Below are 20,860 nucleotides of genomic sequence, written 5' to 3' on the forward strand. Positions count from 1 at the left end.
ACGCAAAAATGTGTCGCAAACATCGGCAGGAGTCGGCTTATTGCAGTCGATTGAGTTTGGACTGGGCCAGGTCGGCTTCGGTCAGCCCCGTGGCGAACTGGTAGTCCTTCCAGAGCAGTTGGGTAACCCGGCCGGTCTGGTGGTTGGTCATGATCATGCGGCCGGGGCGCCACCACTGCCCCTGGTACTGGCGATAGTCCTCAAACCGCAGGGTCTTCAGCAGATCGCCCTTGCGGTCGAAGTAGTCGATGCGGCGCGGCCGGAAAATGGTTTTGTCGACCCACTCGTGCAGTTTGCTGTAGCCCGAATCTTCATAGAGGGGTGTGTTTTCCACAAGGAAGCAGTCGACGTCGTCGACGCGATCGGATTTCAGGAAACGGTAGCCGTACTTTTCCGGCTGCCAGGTGGAGATATCCTCGTAGGCGAATTCACTGCCCACAAAGGGGCCGGACTTGCTCCGGGTGGAGATGCGCTTGACCCGTTTGATGGCCGGCAGGTACAGCCATTGATCGTCGGGCTTGAGGCCGTGGGAGTGAATCAGGATGGCGGTGCCCTCCACGTCCCGGGGACTGCGAAAGACATTGACGGAGTGGTCGCCGTCACCGCTAATTTCCAGTACTTTGCTGAAGAACTCGCGCTCGCTCAGCACCTGGTCGTTTTGCATCAGGATCATTTCAGCCTCCACCACGTAGTCGCCGAAGCCGGCGTCGCGGCGCTCGGTTTCGTGGGCGATTGCCAGGCCTTTTTGCACCGGGTCGTGCAGTTGCTCGAGTTTGTCGAGGCTGGCCCACAGCGGGGTACTGATGACCAGTGCCAGGGCCGGCACCAAGAGAAATACCAGTGACCGTGCCAGCCGCCGGGTAGAACCAGGGGTAGTGAAATACATAATCGTCGCTCCTGTGACGGGTAATTGGATCGCGTTTACTGTGAATTTGGTGCTGTGCATGCCGTGCTGTACATCAACTGGTGATCGCGCCAATGGGCTCGCCTGTGGTTGGTGTGCTGGCTGCCGTGCTGGCCGGAATGGTGGCCGGGGTACTAACGGCCGCCGGCTCCTCTGTCGAATCGGTGCTCCGCTCGCGACCGCGGTCCACCAGCACCAGCACGGCGGGCAGCAGGGTCAGGTCCAGCAGCAGCGCCAGCGCAATCGCCAGTGCGGTGAGTGAACCCATACCGGCGTTGATTTCGAAACTGGAAAAGCCCAGCACCGCGAAGCCACCGGCCAGCGCTATGGACGTGATTACCAGTGCCTTGCCGACCCGGGCAAAGGTGTAGCGCACCGCAGCGCGGGCGTCGTAACCGAGCAGGCGCCGGGCGTGCAGGTAGCGGCTGATGATATGCACGGTGTCGTCGACCACGATGCCCAGGGTCAGGGCCGCGACCACCGACAGTGCCATACCCACCTGTCCCACCAGCAGGCCCCAGATACCAAACGCAACCAGCGCCGGCAGCAGGTTCGGCAGCAGGCTGAGCAGGCCGTATTTGAAGGAGCGGAAGATCAGCACCAGCAGCAGGGAGATGACCACCAGGGCGATAGCGGTACCGGTCAACATGCTGGTGATATTGCGCATGCCGATATGGGCAAACATGATGGTGAGACCGGTGCCTTCACTGAATTGGATGTTCTCGCCGTGGGCCTGCAGCCATTCCTGCACCCGCCCGTCAAAGGCCAGCACTTCGGCGCTGGACAGGGTTTTCAGGGTGGCGGTGACGCGGCTGGCATCCTTGCTGCCGTTGATGCGGTCACGCAGGTCGAGGCCGTAGGGCAGCGACATTTCATACATCAGCAGGTATTGCGCCGCCAATTCGCGGGATTGCGGCAGCCGCGCAAAGGCCGGGTCGTCGCCGTGCATATTGCGGTTCAGGCGGCGGTAAATGTCGGTGATGCTGTTGACGTGCAGCACTTCCCCCTGGGCTCGCAACCACTGGGTAAAATCATCCAGCGTCTGCAGGTAGTCCGGATCGTTGACGCCGCCGTCGGCGGGGCTGGCGATGGCGTAGTCGATGTAGTAGATGCCGGTCAGGTGCTCGGTGGTGAAATCCGTGTGCTGGCGAAATTCGATGCTGTCATCGAAGTACTTGACGAACTCATCGTTGAGACTGTTCTTGACGATGCCGGCGCTGAGACCGGCGGCCAGCAGCAGGGAGCCGAGAGCAAACCTCGCCGGGTGCCGGGTAATGGCAACGGCCAGTTGGTCGAGCCAGCTCTGCAAGCGGCTGCTGCCCGTTGCTGTGACTTTAGTGCGCAGCAACATCATCAGCGCCGGCAGCAGGGTCAGGCTAAAGAACAGTGCCGTCAACACGCCCAGGGCGGTGATGTTGCCCAGGTCGCGAAACGGTGGTGCCTCGCTGGTATTGAGGCAGAGAAAGCCGATGCCGGTGGTGACACTGGTGATCAGCACCGGTTTGAGGTTGCTCTGCAGGCTGTGCTGCATGGCGGTCTTTTTATTCTCGCCGTTACGCCGCGCCAGCAGGTAACCGGCCAGCAGGTGCACGCAATCGCAGATGGCGATGGTGAGAATAATGTTCGGGGCGTTGATGCTGACCGGATTGAGCAATATGCCCAGCCAACCCGCCAGGCCCATGGCGGCGACGATGGACAGGGTCAACACCAGCAGTGCCACCAGGCTGGCGCTGAGCGAACCCATGATCAACCCCATCAGCGTCAGGGCCAGCACCAGCATGGCCGGCACCAGGGTCTGCATATCCCGCTCGGAAGACTCGGCAAAGGCGTTGTCCATCATCACCACACCGCTGAGATACAAATCTATGTCCGGGTAGCGGGCGCGAATGTCGTCCGCCAGTGCCCGTACGTGCGCCACTACCACGGGCACGCTGCTAAGTTCCTTGCCCTTGGGGATATTGATGGTGACGTTGATGCCCGTAACCTTGCCATCCGGGGAGATGGCGCGATTGCGCAGCAGGGGATCGTCCAGGGCAATAGCGCGGATGGCAGCCAGTTGCTCGGGATTCAGCGACCCGGCGTCGAGCACCAGGTCATCGACCACGATATCGTCACCTTCGGCGTAGCTGTGCTTGTAGTTGGTGATGGAATCCACGCGGCTGGAAAACGGAATCTGCCAGGCGTTGGTGGTGAGTTCCTGCACCAGTGCCAGCACCCGGTTATTGAAGACTCCGTCCGCCGGTGCCAGCACAAACAGCACATTGTCCACCTTGGTGTAGGTTTGTTCCATCCGGTCGAGGGAGAGGATCTGCGGGTTTTCCGGACTGAAATAAATGCGCAGGTCCGACTTGAACGACAGCCGCGGAATACCCGCGGCTGTCGCGGCCAGCACCAGCAGGGCGAGCAGCAGAACTGCAATCGGGTGCTCGGTAACAAAGCGAAAATAGCGTCCTGACATGATTAAATCTCCCTCTCTTGTAAGCGGCGGGCCAGTGCAGCGGCGAGCCCCTCGGCCTGTGCCGGTGCCAGCATGGTGATGTGATCTCCGGCCACCAGTTGCACTTGCACCGGGCCGCTGGCGTATCCCTGCCAGCCGAGGCTCGACTGCGCCAGGTCGAGCCCGGGGTCGTCATGGTGGCGATAATCGTAGTGCGGATTGAAATCCCGGGCGCGGTACAAAGTGACAGGGATTTTGTGAATATTCCCTTGCTCTTGATAGTGCAATTGGGCGTTGCCAATAAACACTTGCAGCAAGCCGCGGATCTGCGCCAGTGGCGTGTTGTTCGCTACCACCCCGGCGCGGGACAATACCCCGCGCAACACCTCCAGTTGCTCGTCGGCCCCCAGGGGTTCCAGCGCGACCGGGTCCAGTGCCAGCTCCTGGCCGGTCATTTGCGCAATGCTGCCCACCAGGATGCCGATCCACTGCGCGCGGCTGGGCGCGGCGCCGGGCCGCGGGGTGAAAAAGTGCGGCGCCGGGGCATCGAGAATCAGCAGTTGCTCGATCTCCGCGCCGCTGGCCACCAGCTGCTGGGTGATGGCATGGGCAATCAGCCCACCCACGCAGTGGCCGCCGATCAGGTAGGGGCCCTGTGGCTGTCGTTGGCGGATCTCAAGTACCATTGCAGCGGCGATCTCCTGCAGGTTGTCCAGGGGCGCGCTGACGCCATCCAACCCTCGCGCCTGCAGGCCGTAGACCGGGCGCTGGTGGCCCAGTTGCTCGGCCAGGGGATAAAAATACAGCACGTTGCCGCCACCGCCGGGCACCAGGAACAGGGGTGTCTGGTCGCCCTCCTGCTGGATCGCCACCAGGGAATTCCAGTGTTGCTGCGGTTGTGCCTCGATCAGCTGGGCCAGGCCGGCGATGGTGGGATGCTGCATCAGGCTGGCCAGCGGCAGTCGCTGGCCCAGTTCGGTTTCGATGGCCGCCATAAGACGCACGGCCAGCAGCGAGTGACCGCCGAGGGCGAAGAAGTTGTCGTCAATGGACAGCCGCTGTACCGGCAATAGTTCGCGCCAGAGGCGCAGCAAGGTGCGCTCCACCTCATTGCGCGGCGCCAGGGCTGCTCCCTGGCGGGCGCCCTCGAATCGGTGCTCGGGCAGGGCCCGGCGATCGACCTTGCCGTTGGGGGTGAGGGGCATGGCGGGCAGGAATTCCAGCGCCGCGGGGACACAGTGGGCGGGCAGCAGTTCTGCAGCTTGTTGCAGGATCGCGGCCGCATCTGTATCGCTACCGTCGCGGGTAGCGAAGGCCAGCAGATACTCACTGCCATCGCCGTGGGCACGCTTTACCACCACCGTTTCATGGACCCCGCGGCAGCGATTCAACATGGCTTCTACCTCGCCCAGTTCGATGCGGAAGCCGCGCAATTTGACCTGGTCATCCATGCGCTGCAGGTACTCGATATTGCCATCGGGCAGGTAGCGCACCAGGTCGCCGCTGCGGTAGAGGTGTGTCGTTCTATCGCCACGGAAAGAATCGCCACTGAAAGGGTCGGCGATAAATTTGCTGGCGTTCAGTTGCTCGCGCTTGAAGTAGCCCCGGGCGACCCCGATGCCGCCGATCAGCAGCTCGCCGTTGACGCCGATGGGTACCGGCTGCAGGTGTTTGTCGACCACGTGAATCTGGATATTGGCAATGGGCTTGCCGATTGGCACCACGCTGCCGCTGCTGTCCGGCCGACACTGCCAGGCGGTGACATCGATGGCGGCTTCGGTGGGGCCGTAGAGGTTGTGCAGTTCGGTATCCAGCTGCTGGAAAAAGCGCTGCTGCAGGTCGTGGCTCAAGGCTTCACCACTGCAGATCACGCGCCGGATACTGTCACAGCGGGACACTTCCGGGTTGGCGACAAACAGGCTCAGCATGGAGGGCACAAAATGCAAGGTGGTTATCTGTTCCCGGCGGATAATGTCGATCAGGTAATCCACATCCTTGTGCCCGTCGGGCCGGGCAATCACCAGCCGGGCGCCGGCCAGTAGCGGCCAGAAAAACTCCCACACCGAGACGTCGAAACTGAACGGGGTTTTCTGCAGCACGCTGTCCGCAGCGGTCAGTTGATAGGCTTCCTGCATCCACAGCAGGCGATTGCAGATGCCGGCGTGGGTGTTCATGGCGCCTTTGGGGTTGCCGGTGGAGCCGGAGGTGTAAATCATGTACGCCAGGTTGCTGGGGCCCACCGGCAATTGCGGGTCGTCGGCGGCGTAATCTTCAAGGAACAATTGCTCGACGCACACGATCCGGGTGTCTAGCTCGGGCAGCTTGGCCAACAGCGGCGCCTGGGTAAGCAGCAGTGGCGTCTCCATGTCTTGCAGGAGAAAGCCCAGCCGGGCAGCGGGGTAGTTGGGGTCCACCGGCACGTAGGCGCCGCCGGCTTTGATGATCGCCAACAGGGCAATCACCATATCAAAGCTGCGCTCCATGCAGACCCCCACCTTGGTTTCCAGCTCCACCCCCTGCTGCAACAGAAAGTGGGCCAGGCGGTTGGCGTGGGCGTTCATGGCCGCGTAGGTCATTTCCTCGTCACCGAACTTGAGCGCTACGGCATTGGGCGTGCGCGCCACCTGGGCTTCGATCAACTGTTGCAGGTTGTCGTGGGGCGGATACGCGCGACGGGTGTCGTTCCAGCGCGCCAGTTGCTGCTGCTCGGCCTCACTGAGCATGTTCAGCCGGGCGATGGGCGACTCTGGGTTGGTGACCATCGACTGCAACAACTCCTGGTAGTGGGTTGCCAGCATTTCGATCTGCGGCTCGTCGAACAGGGCGGTGTTGTACTTGAGGATGCCGCACAGTTTGTCGCGGTTGTCGGTCAGTTCCAGCTCCAGCTCGAACTGCCCCTCCTGCTGGTTGAGGGGGTATTGGCGCAGGTCGAGGCCGGCCCACTGCACGCTTTCACCCTGTTGCCCCGGGGTCCAGGCGGCACTGAGGGGGTTGCTGGGGTCCGCCTGCTGAAACACGAAAGAAGCCTGGGAGTAGGGTGTGAGACCCGGGTCGCGGCGCGGGTTGAGGGCCTCGATGACGGTGGCAAACGGGTACTGTTGATGTTCCAGCGCTTCCAGTACGGTGTGCTGGACTCGCTGCAGGAAGTTCGCCACGCTGGGGTTATCCTGCAGCGCAGTGCGCAGGATCACCGGGTTGACGAAGTAACCGATCGCACGGCGGTAATCGGTCTGCACCCGACCCGCCGTGGGCGAGGCAACGCAGATGTCCTCTTGCCCGGAATGCCGCGCCAGCAGGCAATACCAGGCGGCCAGCAGTAGCGAAAAGCAGGTGACACCTTGCTGTTGGGCCAGCGTTTTAATGGATGTGGCCAGCGCCGCCGGGATGGAGAAATAATGGCTGTCACCGTCAAACACCTGCAGCCCGGGTCGCGGCCGGCTGATGTCGAGGGTGAGCGGCGGCTGGTCGGGGTTCAGTGTCGCCTGCCAGTAGTTCCGGTCGGCGCGTCCCCGGGCGCTTGCCAGATAATCCTGTTGCCGTTGGCAGAACTCGCGATACTTGAGCGCCGGGCTGCGGCGCATGGCAGTTTCACCTTGATTCAGCGCCTGGTAGAGCTGGGCTAACTCATCCATCAGGAGCCACAGCGAGGTGGCGTCGATGGCGATGTGGTGCACCACCAGCAGCAACACACACTGGTCGTGGGCCAGTTGGTAGCAGCGGGCCCGCATTGGTGGTACGGAGCCCAGGTCGAAGGGCAGGCGGTAGTCGTTGACGATGCGGGCGTGCAACTGCTCCTCGGTGAGTATGCGGGCGTCGATGCAGCTCAACTTAAGTTCGGCGCCGGGGTGAATCTGCTGCACGTTTTGCCCCTCTACCACCCCGTAGCTGGTGCGCAGGATCTCGTGGCGTTGCAGCAGCAGGTTGAGCGCCTGTTGCAACAGGTCTCGATCCAGCCCGGCGTCAATATGGACCGCCATGGCGACGTTGTAGGCGGCGGTTTGCGGTGCGCTCTGGTGAACAAACCAGAGTGCCTGCTGGCCGTTCGACATGGGCGCCAACCTGACGGCGGCGGGATTCTTTTTATTCAGCAGCTCTTTCATCAAGGCTTTCTTTTCCTCGATGTTCATCTGCTGCAGTGCTATTGGCGCGGTGCCAACGGTGGTGGCTTTTTGCTGGGCGGTCATGGGGCGGTGCTCCTGTTTGCTAGTTCAATTCCAATTCCTTTTTCAGCAGCTCGTCGAGCTGCTCTTCACTCATTTCATCGATGCCCGCCGGCGCTGAGCTGTCCTGTGCCAGGTCGGCAAGGATTTCGAGCTCGGCTTCTGCCGGACTGGCAGCAGACTGTGCTTCCCGTTCGTCGTGGTCGCTGGCACCGGTGCCGTCATCGAACAAGGCGCTCAACTTGGTGGCGATCACCTCGGCGATTCGGGTGCTGCTATTGCCCTTCATCAACTCCAGGATGGAGACGTCCACCTTGAACTCCTCGCGGATTTTCATCTGCAGGTCGATGGCCATAAGCGAGTCGAGCCCATAGCGATTGATGGGGGTGTCCGGGTCGATGTGTTCTGGTGCCAGCTTCAGGGTGGCGGCCAGCATGCCGGTGAAGCACTGGGCGCTGGCGCTGGTCAGCGCGGCGCTGCCCTGGGCGTGCAGGTCGGACCAGCTGTCGCCCTGGGGCTGGTCAGCATCGGCATCTACCAGTTCGGAGAAGCGCGGGTTGGCGCTGGCGCTTTCACACTGGCCCCAGCGCTGCCAGTCGATATTGAAAATACCCATCTGCGCCACCGGCGCCTGCATCAGTTGGCCAAACGCCGCGTGGGCCTGGTCTACCGAGCAACCGTGAATGCCGATATGGGCCAGGTGCTTGATCACATTGGCGTCGGCCGCCATGCCCACATCGCTGAGCACGCCCCAGTTGATGGACGTGGCGGCCAGGCCGTGGGCGTGGCGGTGCTGGGCGAGATTGTCGAGGAACAGGTTGGCGGCCACGTAGTTGGCCTGGTTGCGGTTGCCGATCAGGGCGGAGACCGAGGAGTAGAGTACAAAGCAGTCCAGTGGCAAGTGCCGGGTAAGGCTGTGCAGATGCCAGGCGCCCAGGGCCTTGGGGCGCATGACGGTGGCCAGGCTGGCGCTGTCGATGGCCATCAGTTCGCGGTCGTCCAGCACCCCCGCGGTATGGAATACCCCGCCCAGCGGTGGCAGCTGCTGGCCGATGCAGGCCAGCATGTTGCTGGTGGCGGCGCGGTCGGCGATATCCGCCGCCAGCACACTGACGCGGGCGCCAGCGGCTTCCAGTTCCGCAATTGCGGCGTTTGCCGCTGTAGTGCTGGCGCCACTGCGGCTCACCAAAGCCAGGTGGCGGGCACCCTGTTGCACCAGCCAGCGGGCCATGCCGAGACCAAAGCCGCCGCAACCACCGCTGATGAGATAGGTGGCGTCGGGCCGGATGCGCAGGCTGGCAGCGGGCTTGGGAATACTTTCCAGGGGCGCAGCGGAATCGAGGTCCAGCACTCCCGGGGCAGCAGGGTCGGTGAGCAGCGCTGTCGCTTCCAACACCGGCAGGGGCGCACGGTCCCGAGCGGCAACCTGACTTGGATCGAGGTTGGCAATCAGGGATTGCAGTTGCCGCTGTAATTCGACTGGCGCGAGCAGGGCGTCGGCCAGCAGGTCAGCTTTGCGCAATTGAACCTGCAGTTTGCCGGAGGCCAGGGGTACAGGCAGCACATCCTGTTGCAGGTCAGCCTGCAGGTTGATCAAGCAGCCCCGGGTCGCCAGCAGGGCATCGACATCGATATGGGGCGCGGGACCCGCGCTGTTGAGGATCAAATCGAAACCGCTGGCGGGGCGCCGGGCCTGTAAATCCTGCATTAAGTCGGCGCTATTGATATGTAGCTGGCGACCGCTGCTGGTGTCGGCTGCGGCCAGTACTTCCACACACTGGCAACCCAGGCTGGCGGCCAGCTGTGCCAACCAGTGGCCGCTGGCGGTGTCGCTGCCGAGAATCAGCACCGAGCTACCCACTTCTACGCGGCCATAGTCCAGCAGCGCGGCTTGCGCCTGGTGCAGGCCGGATAGGGCGCCCGCGGCTCGGGTTGCCGGCCAGTCGGCGGGTTTGCGCAGCGCCAGCATCGAAGCCGGGTCGAGGTTGACAAAGCGCCGCAGCTCACCCCGGTAGCAAGCGATGATTTCCTCACCGCTGTGGTAAGCCTTTACGGCAGCGCCAGTGTTGACGATACGCGCACAGACTTCCTGCAGGTCGTCGCTGCCGCCGTTTACAACCGCGGCCAGCAGTTGGATTTCAATCTCATGGTCCTGGGGCTGGCGGCGTGAGCAGTGCTGGAACCCGGCGCCGCAGAGTTGCGCCAGCTCGGTGGGCGCCAGCTCGACATTACGCTCTGGCCCGGCCACTTGCGGCTGCGGACGTGGCGCCTCGTGCAGAGGACTGTGGCAGAGGCGATAGGCGAACCGTTGTGAACCGCGCAGGGCGAGTTCCTGTTCGACTGTATTGTCGGCGCGAGTATTTTGGCCGGAGGGGCTGACGGCACATTCGGCCAGTAGTTGTTGCATGGCCGGTGGGGACAGGTCGCGATCCAGGTCGATGGCAGTGCAATGCAGCTTGGGCAGTTCCATTGCCGCCACCCGGGCGAGACCGATCACCGGGCTCTGGGCGAAGCCGTCGCAGGTGTCGGTGTCCAGCACCCGCTGGGCGTCGCGGGTCAGGAGAATGGTTTTCAGGGGCAGCGGGCTGTCCAGCTCTTGTACTGCTTGCAGGAACCCCAGGGCCTGGGCGCTGCCTTGCAGGTGGACGGGGTCGTCACTGGTCTGCTCCATGGCCAGGCCATAGACCAGGCACAGCCGGTCGTAGTCGCGGAACTGCTGCTGGTCTGCGAAGACGCGTCGCAGCTGCTCGGCACTGCCCGGGTCAAGCTGGTATTCCCGCTGGTTCAGTTTACGGTACTCACCCTCGGCATAGAGGGTGATCTGGTCAATACCTGGCTGCTGCTGAAAGGTCTGCTTTAACTGCTGGCCGGCATCACTGCGTGGCAGCAGGACGATATGGCAGACAGAACCCTGGTCGCCCGGATTCTGCTGGTCGGCAGCGACCGCTGCCGTATTTATGTCAGGCAGTGCCTCTTGCGGCAGCCAGCGCCCCTGGTAGGCCCAGTCATCCAGTTGCACGGCGGCGTCATCCTGCAGGGAGCGCAGCGCCTGGCAGCGCAAATCGAGAATTTCTGCCAGCACCCGGCCGCTGTCGTCGCAGATACTGATATGGCCGCGAATACTCTGCGCGCTGATATCCGTCACCGTGCCATGACAGTAAATGGCACCGCCGGCTTTCTCGTAGTGACGCAGTTGACCGATGTGTACTGGGATATACACCTGGCGACCGAACTCACTCTGTTCCGGCAGCGCCGAGATCAGCGCCTGGAAGCAGGCATCCAGCAGGGTGGGGTGCAGCTGGTGATCCCCGGCCGGCAGGCTGATATCGGCGTGGGCGCGAATCCGGGCCAGCACTGCGCCGTCGCGGCGCCAGAGCATGTCGATGCCCTGGAACCGGGGGCCGTACTGGAGCCCGCGTTGCGCCAGCGCCGGGTAGATTTCGGCCGCCTCCAGCAGTTGCATGCCCGCCGCCTTGAGGGCGTTGATGTCGACGCTCTGCTGCTGCACCAGGGTCAGGTCCTGCAGGCGGCCGCTGGCGTGCAGGGTGTGCTGGTCGCGCTCTGCCGGGGTGTGACTGTGGATTTCAAAGTGCCCCTGTTGCACCCGGGTCTGCATCAGGTGCTCGCTATCACTGTCGATCACCATGGCATTGTGCAGGCGGATATCGGTCAGCAAGCAGGCGTCGCCAGTGGCAGTTTCCCGGTGGGCACAGAGTGCCGCTTCGATATAGGCGGCGCCCGGCAGGATAACCAGGTCTTCCACCTTGTGATCTTCGAGCCAGGGCAGGTAGTTGCTGTTGACCTGGTTGCACCAGCTGTTAAACGGCCCCTCCTCCCGCGCGCCCAGTACCGCGTGCTGGAAACTGTGGCCGAGCCGGTCGCGCTGCGCCTGGGGGGCATCGTTCCAGTGACGCTCCCGCTGCCAGGGGTAGGTGGGCAGTGGCACGTAGGCAGGTGCCATGGGGGTGCAATGCTCACCGTCGACGGTCCAGCAAAAACGATTGCTGGCCAGGTTGGCCCAGTGCAGGCGGTAACCCAGGGTGTAAAGGGTTGCTGCACAGTGGCGCAGGTTCAGCTGTTCCGCGGCACCCCGCTGCAGTGAGTTCAGCAAGTGGCCCTTGACCTTGTGTTTGCTGAAACTCTCTTTGATCGAGGTGGATAAAACCGGGTGTGGACCGATCTCAATAAAATCCTCATAGCCATCGGCCAGCATCTGCTCCAGCGTCTTGTAAAAGTACACCGGCTGGCGCACGTTGCGGCACCAGTATTCGGCGTCGTAGGCGCTGCCTTTGATGCGTGCAGCGGTGACCGTTGAGTACACAGACAATGTCGGCTTTGCAGGCGTGAGCTCGGCCAGGCAGCTGCGGATTTCATCCAGCAGCGGGTCCATGGTAGGGCTGTGGTAGGCCACCTCGACCTGCAGCGGACGATTGAACGCACCACGCGCGTCCAGCTGGGCGGCGATTTTCTCCAGCGCTTTGCTGTCGCCGGCCAGGGTAATGGCGCTGGGACCGTTGATGGCGGCGATGGATACCTTGCCCTGCCAGGGCTCAAGCAGGGCGTCGGCTTCGGTTTCGTTTACCCCGACCGCCAGCATCGACCCCTGGTGGGCGGCTTTCTTCTGGATGCGGCTGCGCTGGTAGCTCACCAGCAGCGCCTGTTGCAGTGACAGAATGCCGGAGTGGTAGGCGCTGGCCACCTCGCCCACGCTGTGGCCGACGATGGCTGCCGGCTCGATACCCCAGCTGCACAGCAGTTCCACCAGCGCCACTTGCAGGACAAAGTTGGCCGGCTGGGCGATCTGGGTTTCGCCGATCCGCGATTCGTTTTCGGGGCGCAACATTTCTTCCTGGATTGACCAGCCGGCGATGTCGCGGAACAGCTGGTCACAGCGGTACACCGCGGCGCGAAATACCGGCTCCGAATGAAACAGCTGCTGGCCCATACCCCACCACTGGGGGCCCATACCGGTAAAGACAAAGGCAAGCTTATTGCGCGCCTGGCTGACGTGGCCCTCGGCGCTGTGCGGGTTGGGTTGCTGGTCCAGGTACTGGCGCAAGTTCGTGCACAGCTCCTCCCGATTGGCGCCGCTGATGCAGAGTCGATGCTCCAGTTGCGCGCGCCGGTCGCCGGCGGAGTAACACAGGTCGCTGAGGGCAGGCTCATCTGTGTCGCTCTGCAGTCGCTGCCAGTAGAGTTCTGCCAGCTTTGTGAGTGCGGGTTTGCTGCGCGCCGACAGCGGCAGCAGCCAGCGCTGGCCGCTGGCGTTTTCAATATTGCCCCGTGGCAGGGACGGTGCCGCGGGAGAGTAACTCTGCAACAGGGCACCGGCGTTGGTACCGCCGTAGCCAAACGAATTGATGGCGGAGTACAGCGGCTGCTCGCCGCCCGGCAGTGGCGTGGCCCGGCGCGGCACTTGCAGACGCAAATCTGCGAACGGAATTTTCGGGTTGAGTTGCTGCAGGTTTGCCTGGGGCGGCACACAGCGGTGCTGCAGGGTGAGGGCGGTCTTGATAATCCCGGCCACCCCGGAGGCGGCTTCCAGGTGGCCGATGCTGCTCTTGACGGAACCGACGATACAGGGGGCGTCGGCCGTTTTCTCGCAACCAATGGTGGCGCCGATGGCGGACATCTCCAGCGGGTCACCGACGGCCGTGCCAGTGCCGTGGGCTTCGAAGTAGTGAATGTCTTTCAGCGGCACTTGCGCGCGCCGCGCCACTTTGCGAATCAGCGCTTGCTGCGATTCGGTATTGGGCACAGTAATGCCGTCAGTGCGACCGTCCTGGTTGCAGGCGGTGGCGCGGATCTGGGCGTAGATCCGGTCGCCGTCGCGCTCGGCGTCGGCCAGCGGTTTGACCACGATGATGCCGGCACCTTCACCGCGACCGTAACCGTTGGCGCGGGCGTCGAAGGCCTTGGAGCGGCCGTCGGGGGCGAGGAAACCGCCCTTGCACAGGCCGATAAAAATTTCCGGCCGGTGCATGATGTTGACGCCGCCCACCAGGGCCAGTTCGCTGTCGCCATTCCAGATGCTTTGGCAGGCCTGGTCGAGGGCCACCATGGAGGCGGAACAGGCGGTATCGATGGTCATGCTGGGGCCGCGCAGGTCGTAGAAGTAGGAGAGCCGGTTGGAGAGCATGGTCAGGGTCATGCCCACGGCGGTGTTGGCGGCGATGGTGTGACGGTTGAGGGGGCTCAGTTGGGTGAGCTTGTTGTCCAGCATAAAGCCGCCCACAAACACGCCGGTCTCGCTGCCGGCCAGGGATTCCGGGTCGATACCGGCATCTTCCAGCGCTTCCCAACTGACTTCCATCAGCACCCGTTGTTGCGGATCCATGGAAGCTGCTTCCCGCGGCGACACGCCAAAAAACAGGGCGTCGAAGTCAAAGATATTTTCTTCCAGGAAGCCGCCGCTCTTGACGTACATCTTGCCCGGCTTGTTGCGATCACTGTCGTAGAATCGATCTATGGCCCAGCGGTCGGCGGGCACATCGACGATGCAGTCCCTGCCCGCCAGCAGGTTGTCCCAGAACAGGCGCGGATTGGCAGCCGCCCCGGGAAAGCGGCAACCAATACCGACAATCGCCAGTGGCTCAGGGGCCTGGTCACGGGTGGTTGGGACGAGGTTGAAACGCTCGGCGGAAGTGTAGTCATTCATAGTGTGATCCTTCACTGCGCTGGTGGGTGTTAACACGATGGTTTGCGCCAGTCAGGCAAATGGCTCGTGAACTGTGCTCGATCGCCGGCAGGGAAGCTGTCGAGTTGCAGCACAGTGTACGAATAGCAGGGCTCGCCGGGCTGTTAGAAATTACCCGGCGTTTTGTGACTTATTTACATTGTTCGGGGCACTTCGGAGGTGGACTGAAATTTTCTGCGCAGCCTGAATTTATAGGCTTAAACGGTAGGCCGGAGACGAATGGCACTTACTTGAGAGTGTCATCCCCGCGCAGGCGGGGATCCAGTGTTTCAGGACACATATAACGCAGGCCCCTGGATTCCCGCCTGCGCGGGAATGACACCCAAGACAACGCGCGAAAGCTGATTAACTCTCCTGGATTCCCGCCTGCGCGGGAATGACAAGCTGGATTTTTCGCAACTTTGCGATGTTGCCGTCCAGGTTAGAGGCTTTTAAAAACTGCCGCAGCAGAGACAATCATCATGCGGGCCTGGGCGTGCACGAAGGTCAACTGTGAATAAACACCCGGGTCATAACGTACTGCGTTGCAAGTAACTGGCAGTTGACATCCAGCTCGCGCCCGGTTGGCAGGGAACTGTGCAGGGGTTGGTTGATGCGTAACCTGAGAGAGCTTAGCCGCGGCTCAATATGGATCACCGACACCGCATCGAAATCAAAGTAGCGACCGACCACCGGGTAGGCGGCCTTGAAAAAACTTTCCTTGGCAGAAAACATGAGGGTGAGCAGCAGTTGCCGTGACACGCTCGACTCATCCAGCAGCTCGCGCTCTGCGTTGTCCAGTAGCCGGCACTCGATGTTCGCGGCCGTCTCCGCAGGAACGATTTCTTCAATATCGATTCCCAGCCCGGGCCAGTGTGCTTTGCCCGCTCGGCCGGCATGGTCCTGTTGCACCACCAGCGCCACCGCCTGGCCCCGGCAGTGACTTATGGAGCCGGTAAAGCCCTGCGGCCAGGTCGGAATACCGAGTTTATCCCGGCCCACGCTTACCGGCTGCAGGCAGAGTAGATCCAGGGCGCGCAGGGCACAGTAGCGGCCGGCGAGGTATTCGGCCCGGCGACGCAGTACGGATTGGCGAATGCTGGCGGGTAAGGGGATCTGCAGTTCGTCAAACAGCGTGTCGCGGTAGCGGGAAATGTCGAAACTACAGTGTACCAGCGGTACTGCGCGGCCGTGCCACAGCCAGCTGCAGTTCTCCTGCAGGAATGGCAGAGGCTCAAGCGTGGAGTGTACGGGTATCGATACCGCTTCGCAGGTCATGGTCGGTTTTCCTGGATTCTTCCCTGGTTGCTGCCAAGGCTAGACCATGCCCGCGCCCGCGTATGTCGACAATTGCGCTGCCAATATGTGACTTATTTACCACGCGGTATTTACCTGACGATATTTATCCCGTGGCAGTATCACCACACACCGTCACCGCAAAAGCTAATGCCAGGGCGTCTTTCACTGCGGCACCAGGTCGCGAAAGTCCTGTTTCCAGTTGATGCTCGGGTCCAGCGATGGCATCAGCCCCGCTGCGGCGGCACAGACCCGCGGGATGGCCTGGATGCAGGGCATGATGGTGGAGATGTAGCTGGGCTCGACCTCCATATTGCCGAGCTGGAAAAAGCGCTCGTCGCTGTGGTTGGAGACAGAGTAGTTGAGGGTCATGCGCATGGACGGGCGCCCCTCGATGGTACCTACATAGTACTGGCCCGGTTCGACGCCCTCGGGCAGCATGCTGTCCCCCACCAGCCAGTGGTATTCGATGGTGAACAGTGGGTCCGGGCCGATGCTGTCCACGAAGCCCTGCATGCGGTGGGTGATGCGGCCGACGGTACCGGCCTTGATCAGGAAGGGCTTGTGGATATCCGCGGCGGCGGGAATATAGTCGTGGGAGGCCACTACCCGGTCGTAGGTTACCCCCAGTACCTTGCCAGCGGTGTGGACGATACCGTTCATAAAGTTCACGGCCATGGTCCTGGAGACTTCAATCTTCTCAGCTTCCTCTGGTGTGTTGCCGAAACCTATGTATTTAAGTGGGCCAGGATCAGCTTCACTGCAATCCCAATGCTCCTGCAATTTCACCGCTTTGACGTCGGCGCTGCCGTTGGTCAGGCCCAGCAATATGCGATTGGGAATCAGGTGCGGGTCGATGCCGTCGGCATAGAAGGTGGCGTTGCCCTGGGCGCATGCGGCTTGCAGCCGGTCGATAAAGGCCTGGTCGCGATACATCTGTGCGTTCTGGTAGGGCAGCGGTGTGACGATGTTCTTGCCCGCGGCAAGAATCTGCAGGATCTCATCGTCGGTATGGTAGGTGCCTTCGTCGTGGGCGGTATAGATGACACAGTCGCACTCGAGGGCCAGCAACTCCTCGACGTTGTTGCTGGCAATGACGCCAGTGGCCTCAATGCCCACCAGCTCGCCGGCGTCGATGCCGTTTTTTCGCTCGCTGTAGACCCGCACACCGACCAGTTCAAACGCCGGTGAATTGACGACTTCCCAAATGCTGATGCCGCCCATTCTGCCGGGGCCCCAGACGATGACTTTATAGGGTTTACGCATAGTGTTGTCCTTATTGATTATGGTATTTGCTTTGGCTTTGGCTTTGGCCTTGGTATCGGTATTGATATCGGTAAAGCCATTGGTTGCGGTGCGACCTGGCCAACGGTTTGACTCGGGGTCATAGCATTCTTATTTGGCGCCCGGGTGCCCCGGGTCGATGGCCGAAGCGCCTTGGGCCAGTGGCCCGGGCGGCTTCGAGACCGGTTCCGAGGGCATCCGCTTGCATAGCTACCTGAGCCTTCAGGCTATTGCTGTTATGGTTTATATTTGACACTTTTAGTGATTCTGTATAAATTAAGTCCAAGTTTCAAGCTTAAATTATAAAAATCCCGTTGCCCATCAGGGCGACACTTCTGTGAGAATGAGAATATGTCTGGAATGGGAAATCCCGAAACCTGGTCCTTAGGACAGCAGGACACCGTTATAGACGCCCTGGATCGCGCCGTCGCCGAACACCCCGAGCGTATACTGCTGGATTTTGGCGGTGAGCTGTTCAGTTATGGCGAGGTGGACAAACTGTCCAACCGCATGGCCCACTCCCTGCAGGAACTGGGTTTGCAGCAGGGCGAGACCCTGGTCAGCATGCTGGACAACAACATCGATGCAGTGGTCAGCTGGTTGGCGGTCAACAAGCTGAGTGCGGTCAGTGTACCGATCAACACCGCTTTGCGCGGCAGCTTTATGGCGCACCAAATCAACGATGCCGACTGCAAGATTCTAGTTTGCGAAGCGGACTACGTGCAGCGCGTGGTCGATATCGCCGACACCCTGCCCAACCTCGAGTTGGTGCTCTATCGCGGTGACCTGGCTGATCAACCTCAATGCTCCAAGCGCATCCTGCCGCTGGACGAGTATCGCGGCAGCAACGATGCCGGTTTTGCAAGCAAGCCCAAACCCTCGGACCTGGCCTGCATTATCTACACCTCGGGTACCACTGGCCCATCGAAGGGCTGCATGCTCAGTTACAACTTTATGTGCAGTCTCGCCCGTCTGCAATTGCGCGCCGGACCGGCCAGCAAGGACGATATTACTATTACCCCCTTGCCGCTGTTTCACATGAACGCCCTCTGCGTGGGTATTATTTCCAATATTCTGGTGGGGGCGCGGGTGGCGATTATTCCGCGTTTCTCGGTGTCCAATTTTTGGCCGGAAGTGCAGCGTTCGGGAGCGACCATCGCCTCGATATTAGGCAGTATGGGCTGGCTGCTGGCGCAGGCCGATGACAACGAAGCCATGCAGCAATGCATTGGCCAGATACACACGGTGCGCGGCAACCCTTTTACTGAAGAGGCGAAAAAAATCTGGCGCGAGCGCTTCGGTGCCAAACAGGTGGGCGGCAATGGCTACGGCCTCACCGAGGCCTGCGTGATCACCTCCCTGCCCGGTGGCGAATACGCGGCGCCGGGCTCGTCGGGCAAGCGCATCCCCGAATACGACGTGCGCATTGTGGACGACCTGGATCGCGAGCTGCCCGCCAATACCCCCGGTGAGGTGGTGGTGCGGCCGCTGCACCCGGACATTATGTTTATGGGCTACTGGCGCCGGCCCGAAGAGACCCTCAAGCTGATGCGCAATTTATGGCTCCACACCGGTGATATCGGCAAGTTTGACGAGGACGGATTTTTTTACTTCGTCGATCGGAAAAAAGATTATCTGCGTCGCCGCGGCGAGAATATTTCCAGCTTTGAAATGGAATCGGCGTTTTCCGATCACCCGGATATTGCCGAGGTGGCGGTGCATGCGGTGCCGTCCGACAAGGGTGAAGACGATGTCAAAGTGACTGCGATTCTGCGCCCCGGTGCGACGCTCAGCGAAGAGGCATTGTTTCACTGGTCCACCGACGTGGTGCCTTACTACGCTTTGCCGCGCTATATCGAATTCCGCACCAGCCTGCCAAAAAACCCCCAGGGCAGGGTGCTGAAATACCTGTTGCGCGACGAGGGCAAAACCGGGCAAACCTGGGACCTGGAAGACACGGACATCAAGGTGGCGAAACGTTAATTGCGCTCCACCTTTTTGTTGCTAACAATAGTGCGTTGATAAGAGTGACGCGTTGATAAGAATGTTGATAACAATAACAAATGGACCATGCTGCTATGAATGCAACTCAAGGTTGGCTGGCGGTCGCTGCGGTTGAAGAAGTGAACGGCAAAACCCCCCGGGCAGTTTCAGCCGGGGGCTTTGATTTCGCGTTATTCCGTGATCGCGACGGGGTGGCGCGGGCGCTGCAGAACCGCTGTCCACATCGGCGGGTGCCCCTGACCTTGGGCAAGATTATCGACGGCGCCATACGCTGTGCCTATCACGGCTGGACCTTTGACGGCGGCAGTGGTGCCTGCATCGATGTGCCCAATTTGAGTGAAGCAGAGCGCGTGCCCCCCAGTTTTTGTGTGCCGGCTTACCCGGTGGCCGAGCACCAGGGCTTTGTTTTTGTCTGGGCGGGCGAGGGCGAGCCGGGCTTGTTGCCGCCGCTGGCAGCGCAAGTCGATGCCCGCCTGGAGCTGGAGACCTACGGCAGCGGTGTGGCCGCGCTGGGAGTCGATCACTACCGCGATCTCCTGTTCGACGGGCCAGAAGTGGTGTTTGATATTCCGGGGGTAAGATTTACCGATTTTTACCTCGGCGATGTGCGGGTTATTGGTGACCGCCTGGTCATTGATCGGGAGGCCGAGTGGGGCCTGGCCAGCAAGCCGGCGGACATCAAGTTGGTCGACCGCCCTCTGGTGTTGCGCACGGAGCAGATTATTGGCAGTGGCAATGTGTTGTTCACCCTGCTCGACGCCAATGAGGATGTACTGGCGTCCCTGACGCTGGCGTTTGCCGCGGGCCGGCGCGGTACCACCTCCTATTGCTGGCGTTACCGCCGCTATACCGGTTTCAACCGCCAGCAGCCCGGAAAATATCGCTTGCTGGCCCGGGGCCGAGCGCCGGTTGAAGTATTTGAGAAACTGGATGGCAGCGCAGTAGCCGCAACCCTGGTCGGCCCTTCGGCCGATCTGTCGCTGCAGCCAGAATGGAAAATTCCGTTGCGGGAAGAGGAGATGGCGTTATGAACAGCAAGGTCGATGCAGTACCGTCAAGGCAAAAGCTGGCCACCGATTGGTTGCCGTCAAATTTTGACTTGCGTGATACCTGGTTTGCGGTAGCCCACGCCAATCACGTCTCCGCCCGGCCGATCAAGCGGGTGATGCACGCCCGCCAGTGCTACTTGTGGCGGGAGAACGGCACTCCGGTCGCCGCCGAGTTTCACCCCCTGCATATGGCGGCAATGAAATCTGAATACTCGGAATTTACCGCCGGCTCGGGTTACTTTCCGGTGGCGGAGCGCTACGGCTACGTCTGGGTTTGGTACGGCAACCCGGCCAACGCCACGCTGGACTTGCTGCCGCAGATCCCTTTTTTGCCCCGCGATGGCAGCAGTATTCCGGCCTATATGCGCACCACGGTGCGTTTCGATGGCTGTTCGCCGCTGTCGGTGGAGAACCTGCTGGATTTGACCCACGCGGACTTTCTCCACGGCGAAGTGGTGGGAGGCGAGGGCGAGGCCGAGTCCGATGAGGTTGAGTACAGCCATACCAGTGAGACCCTGACTCGCACCCGCATTGTGACCCACAAGCCGGTGTCCCCGGTAATGCGCTGGGTCGGGGGGGTGCGGGCCAAATACCAGGATTTCCGCTCAACCCTGCACGTGCACTTGCGCAGCAACCTGTGCATTTCCTATCCGCGCTTCCGCCCGGGCTTCGATATTCCCAATGTGCAGCCGTTTGTGCCCAGTGGCAAGTACCGCTCCAGGGTCAATCAAATATTTAACCTGCAGGCAGCACCCTTGCCGTTTCGCCACATTATGCCGCGCATGGCCTATGTGGTGGGCCCGCAGGACAATTCCGTGGTGCGGCCGCAGACACCGGTCTACCTCAGCGACAATGCGCCCCGGGACCTGCACTCGCGCTTCGACGGCCCCGGTGCGCGCTATCGCCTGTTGATGAAAAAGCTGTGGGAGCGCCAGCAGAATGGCGATTTTTCCTACGCAGGGGACGCCGATCCCGGGGCCGATATCGCGGCCCTGCTGGGTATGGATCGAGCCCTTGAATGACGTTCGCAGCGCTACAGGCCGCTTGCCG

At 61.6% G+C, this 20,860-nt stretch carries 9 protein-coding genes; 3 read left to right on the top strand and 6 right to left on the bottom strand.

Features of this window, described 5'->3' with window-relative positions:
- Nucleotides 1-37: 37 nt before the first annotated feature.
- From G8764_RS12955 to G8764_RS12980, 6 genes are all read right to left on the bottom strand, one after another.
- Nucleotides 38-886 (bottom strand): outer membrane lipoprotein-sorting protein, encoded by an 849-nt coding sequence (locus G8764_RS12955; RefSeq protein WP_166165079.1) that lies wholly within the window; start codon nucleotides 884-886, stop codon nucleotides 38-40.
- A 73-nt stretch (nucleotides 887-959) separates the two neighbouring features.
- Nucleotides 960-3,362 (bottom strand): efflux RND transporter permease subunit, encoded by a 2,403-nt coding sequence (locus tag G8764_RS12960; protein WP_166165080.1) that lies wholly within the window; start codon nucleotides 3,360-3,362, stop codon nucleotides 960-962.
- A 2-nt stretch (nucleotides 3,363-3,364) separates the two neighbouring features.
- Nucleotides 3,365-7,525 (bottom strand): non-ribosomal peptide synthetase, encoded by a 4,161-nt coding sequence (locus G8764_RS12965; protein ID WP_166165081.1) that lies wholly within the window; start codon nucleotides 7,523-7,525, stop codon nucleotides 3,365-3,367.
- Between the two features lie 19 nt (nucleotides 7,526-7,544).
- Nucleotides 7,545-14,159, bottom strand: coding sequence for a type I polyketide synthase (locus G8764_RS12970; protein ID WP_166165082.1), 6,615 nt, complete (start codon nucleotides 14,157-14,159; stop codon nucleotides 7,545-7,547).
- A 525-nt stretch (nucleotides 14,160-14,684) separates the two neighbouring features.
- Nucleotides 14,685-15,455: a 4'-phosphopantetheinyl transferase family protein gene (locus G8764_RS12975; RefSeq protein ID WP_166165083.1), complete on the bottom strand. Its 771-nt coding sequence runs from the start codon at nucleotides 15,453-15,455 to the stop codon at nucleotides 14,685-14,687.
- A gap of 183 nt (nucleotides 15,456-15,638) precedes the next feature.
- Nucleotides 15,639-16,739: an NAD(P)H-dependent amine dehydrogenase family protein gene (locus G8764_RS12980; protein ID WP_166165084.1), complete on the bottom strand. Its 1,101-nt coding sequence runs from the start codon at nucleotides 16,737-16,739 to the stop codon at nucleotides 15,639-15,641.
- A gap of 378 nt (nucleotides 16,740-17,117) precedes the next feature.
- Between G8764_RS12980 and G8764_RS12985 the strand changes: the two genes are divergently transcribed.
- The 3 genes from G8764_RS12985 (at nucleotide 17,118) to G8764_RS12995 (ending at nucleotide 20,832) form a co-directional block, all read left to right on the top strand.
- Nucleotides 17,118-18,740: an ATP-dependent acyl-CoA ligase gene (locus G8764_RS12985; protein WP_207951871.1), complete on the top strand. Its 1,623-nt coding sequence runs from the start codon at nucleotides 17,118-17,120 to the stop codon at nucleotides 18,738-18,740.
- Between the two features lie 95 nt (nucleotides 18,741-18,835).
- Nucleotides 18,836-19,792 carry a Rieske 2Fe-2S domain-containing protein gene (locus G8764_RS12990; RefSeq protein ID WP_166165086.1) on the top strand — a complete coding sequence of 319 codons (957 nt, stop codon included), beginning with the start codon at nucleotides 18,836-18,838 and terminating at the stop codon, nucleotides 19,790-19,792.
- Complete coding sequence (locus G8764_RS12995) at nucleotides 19,789-20,832, top strand: aromatic ring-hydroxylating oxygenase subunit alpha (protein ID WP_166165087.1); 1,044 nt, start codon at nucleotides 19,789-19,791, stop codon at nucleotides 20,830-20,832. The genes G8764_RS12990 and G8764_RS12995 overlap by 4 nt, the downstream gene beginning before the upstream one ends.
- Nucleotides 20,833-20,860 lie beyond the last annotated feature (28 nt).

The organism is Pseudomaricurvus alcaniphilus (genome assembly GCF_011440395.1).
GTDB classification, from domain to species: Bacteria; Pseudomonadota; Gammaproteobacteria; order Pseudomonadales; family Cellvibrionaceae; genus Pseudomaricurvus; species Pseudomaricurvus alcaniphilus.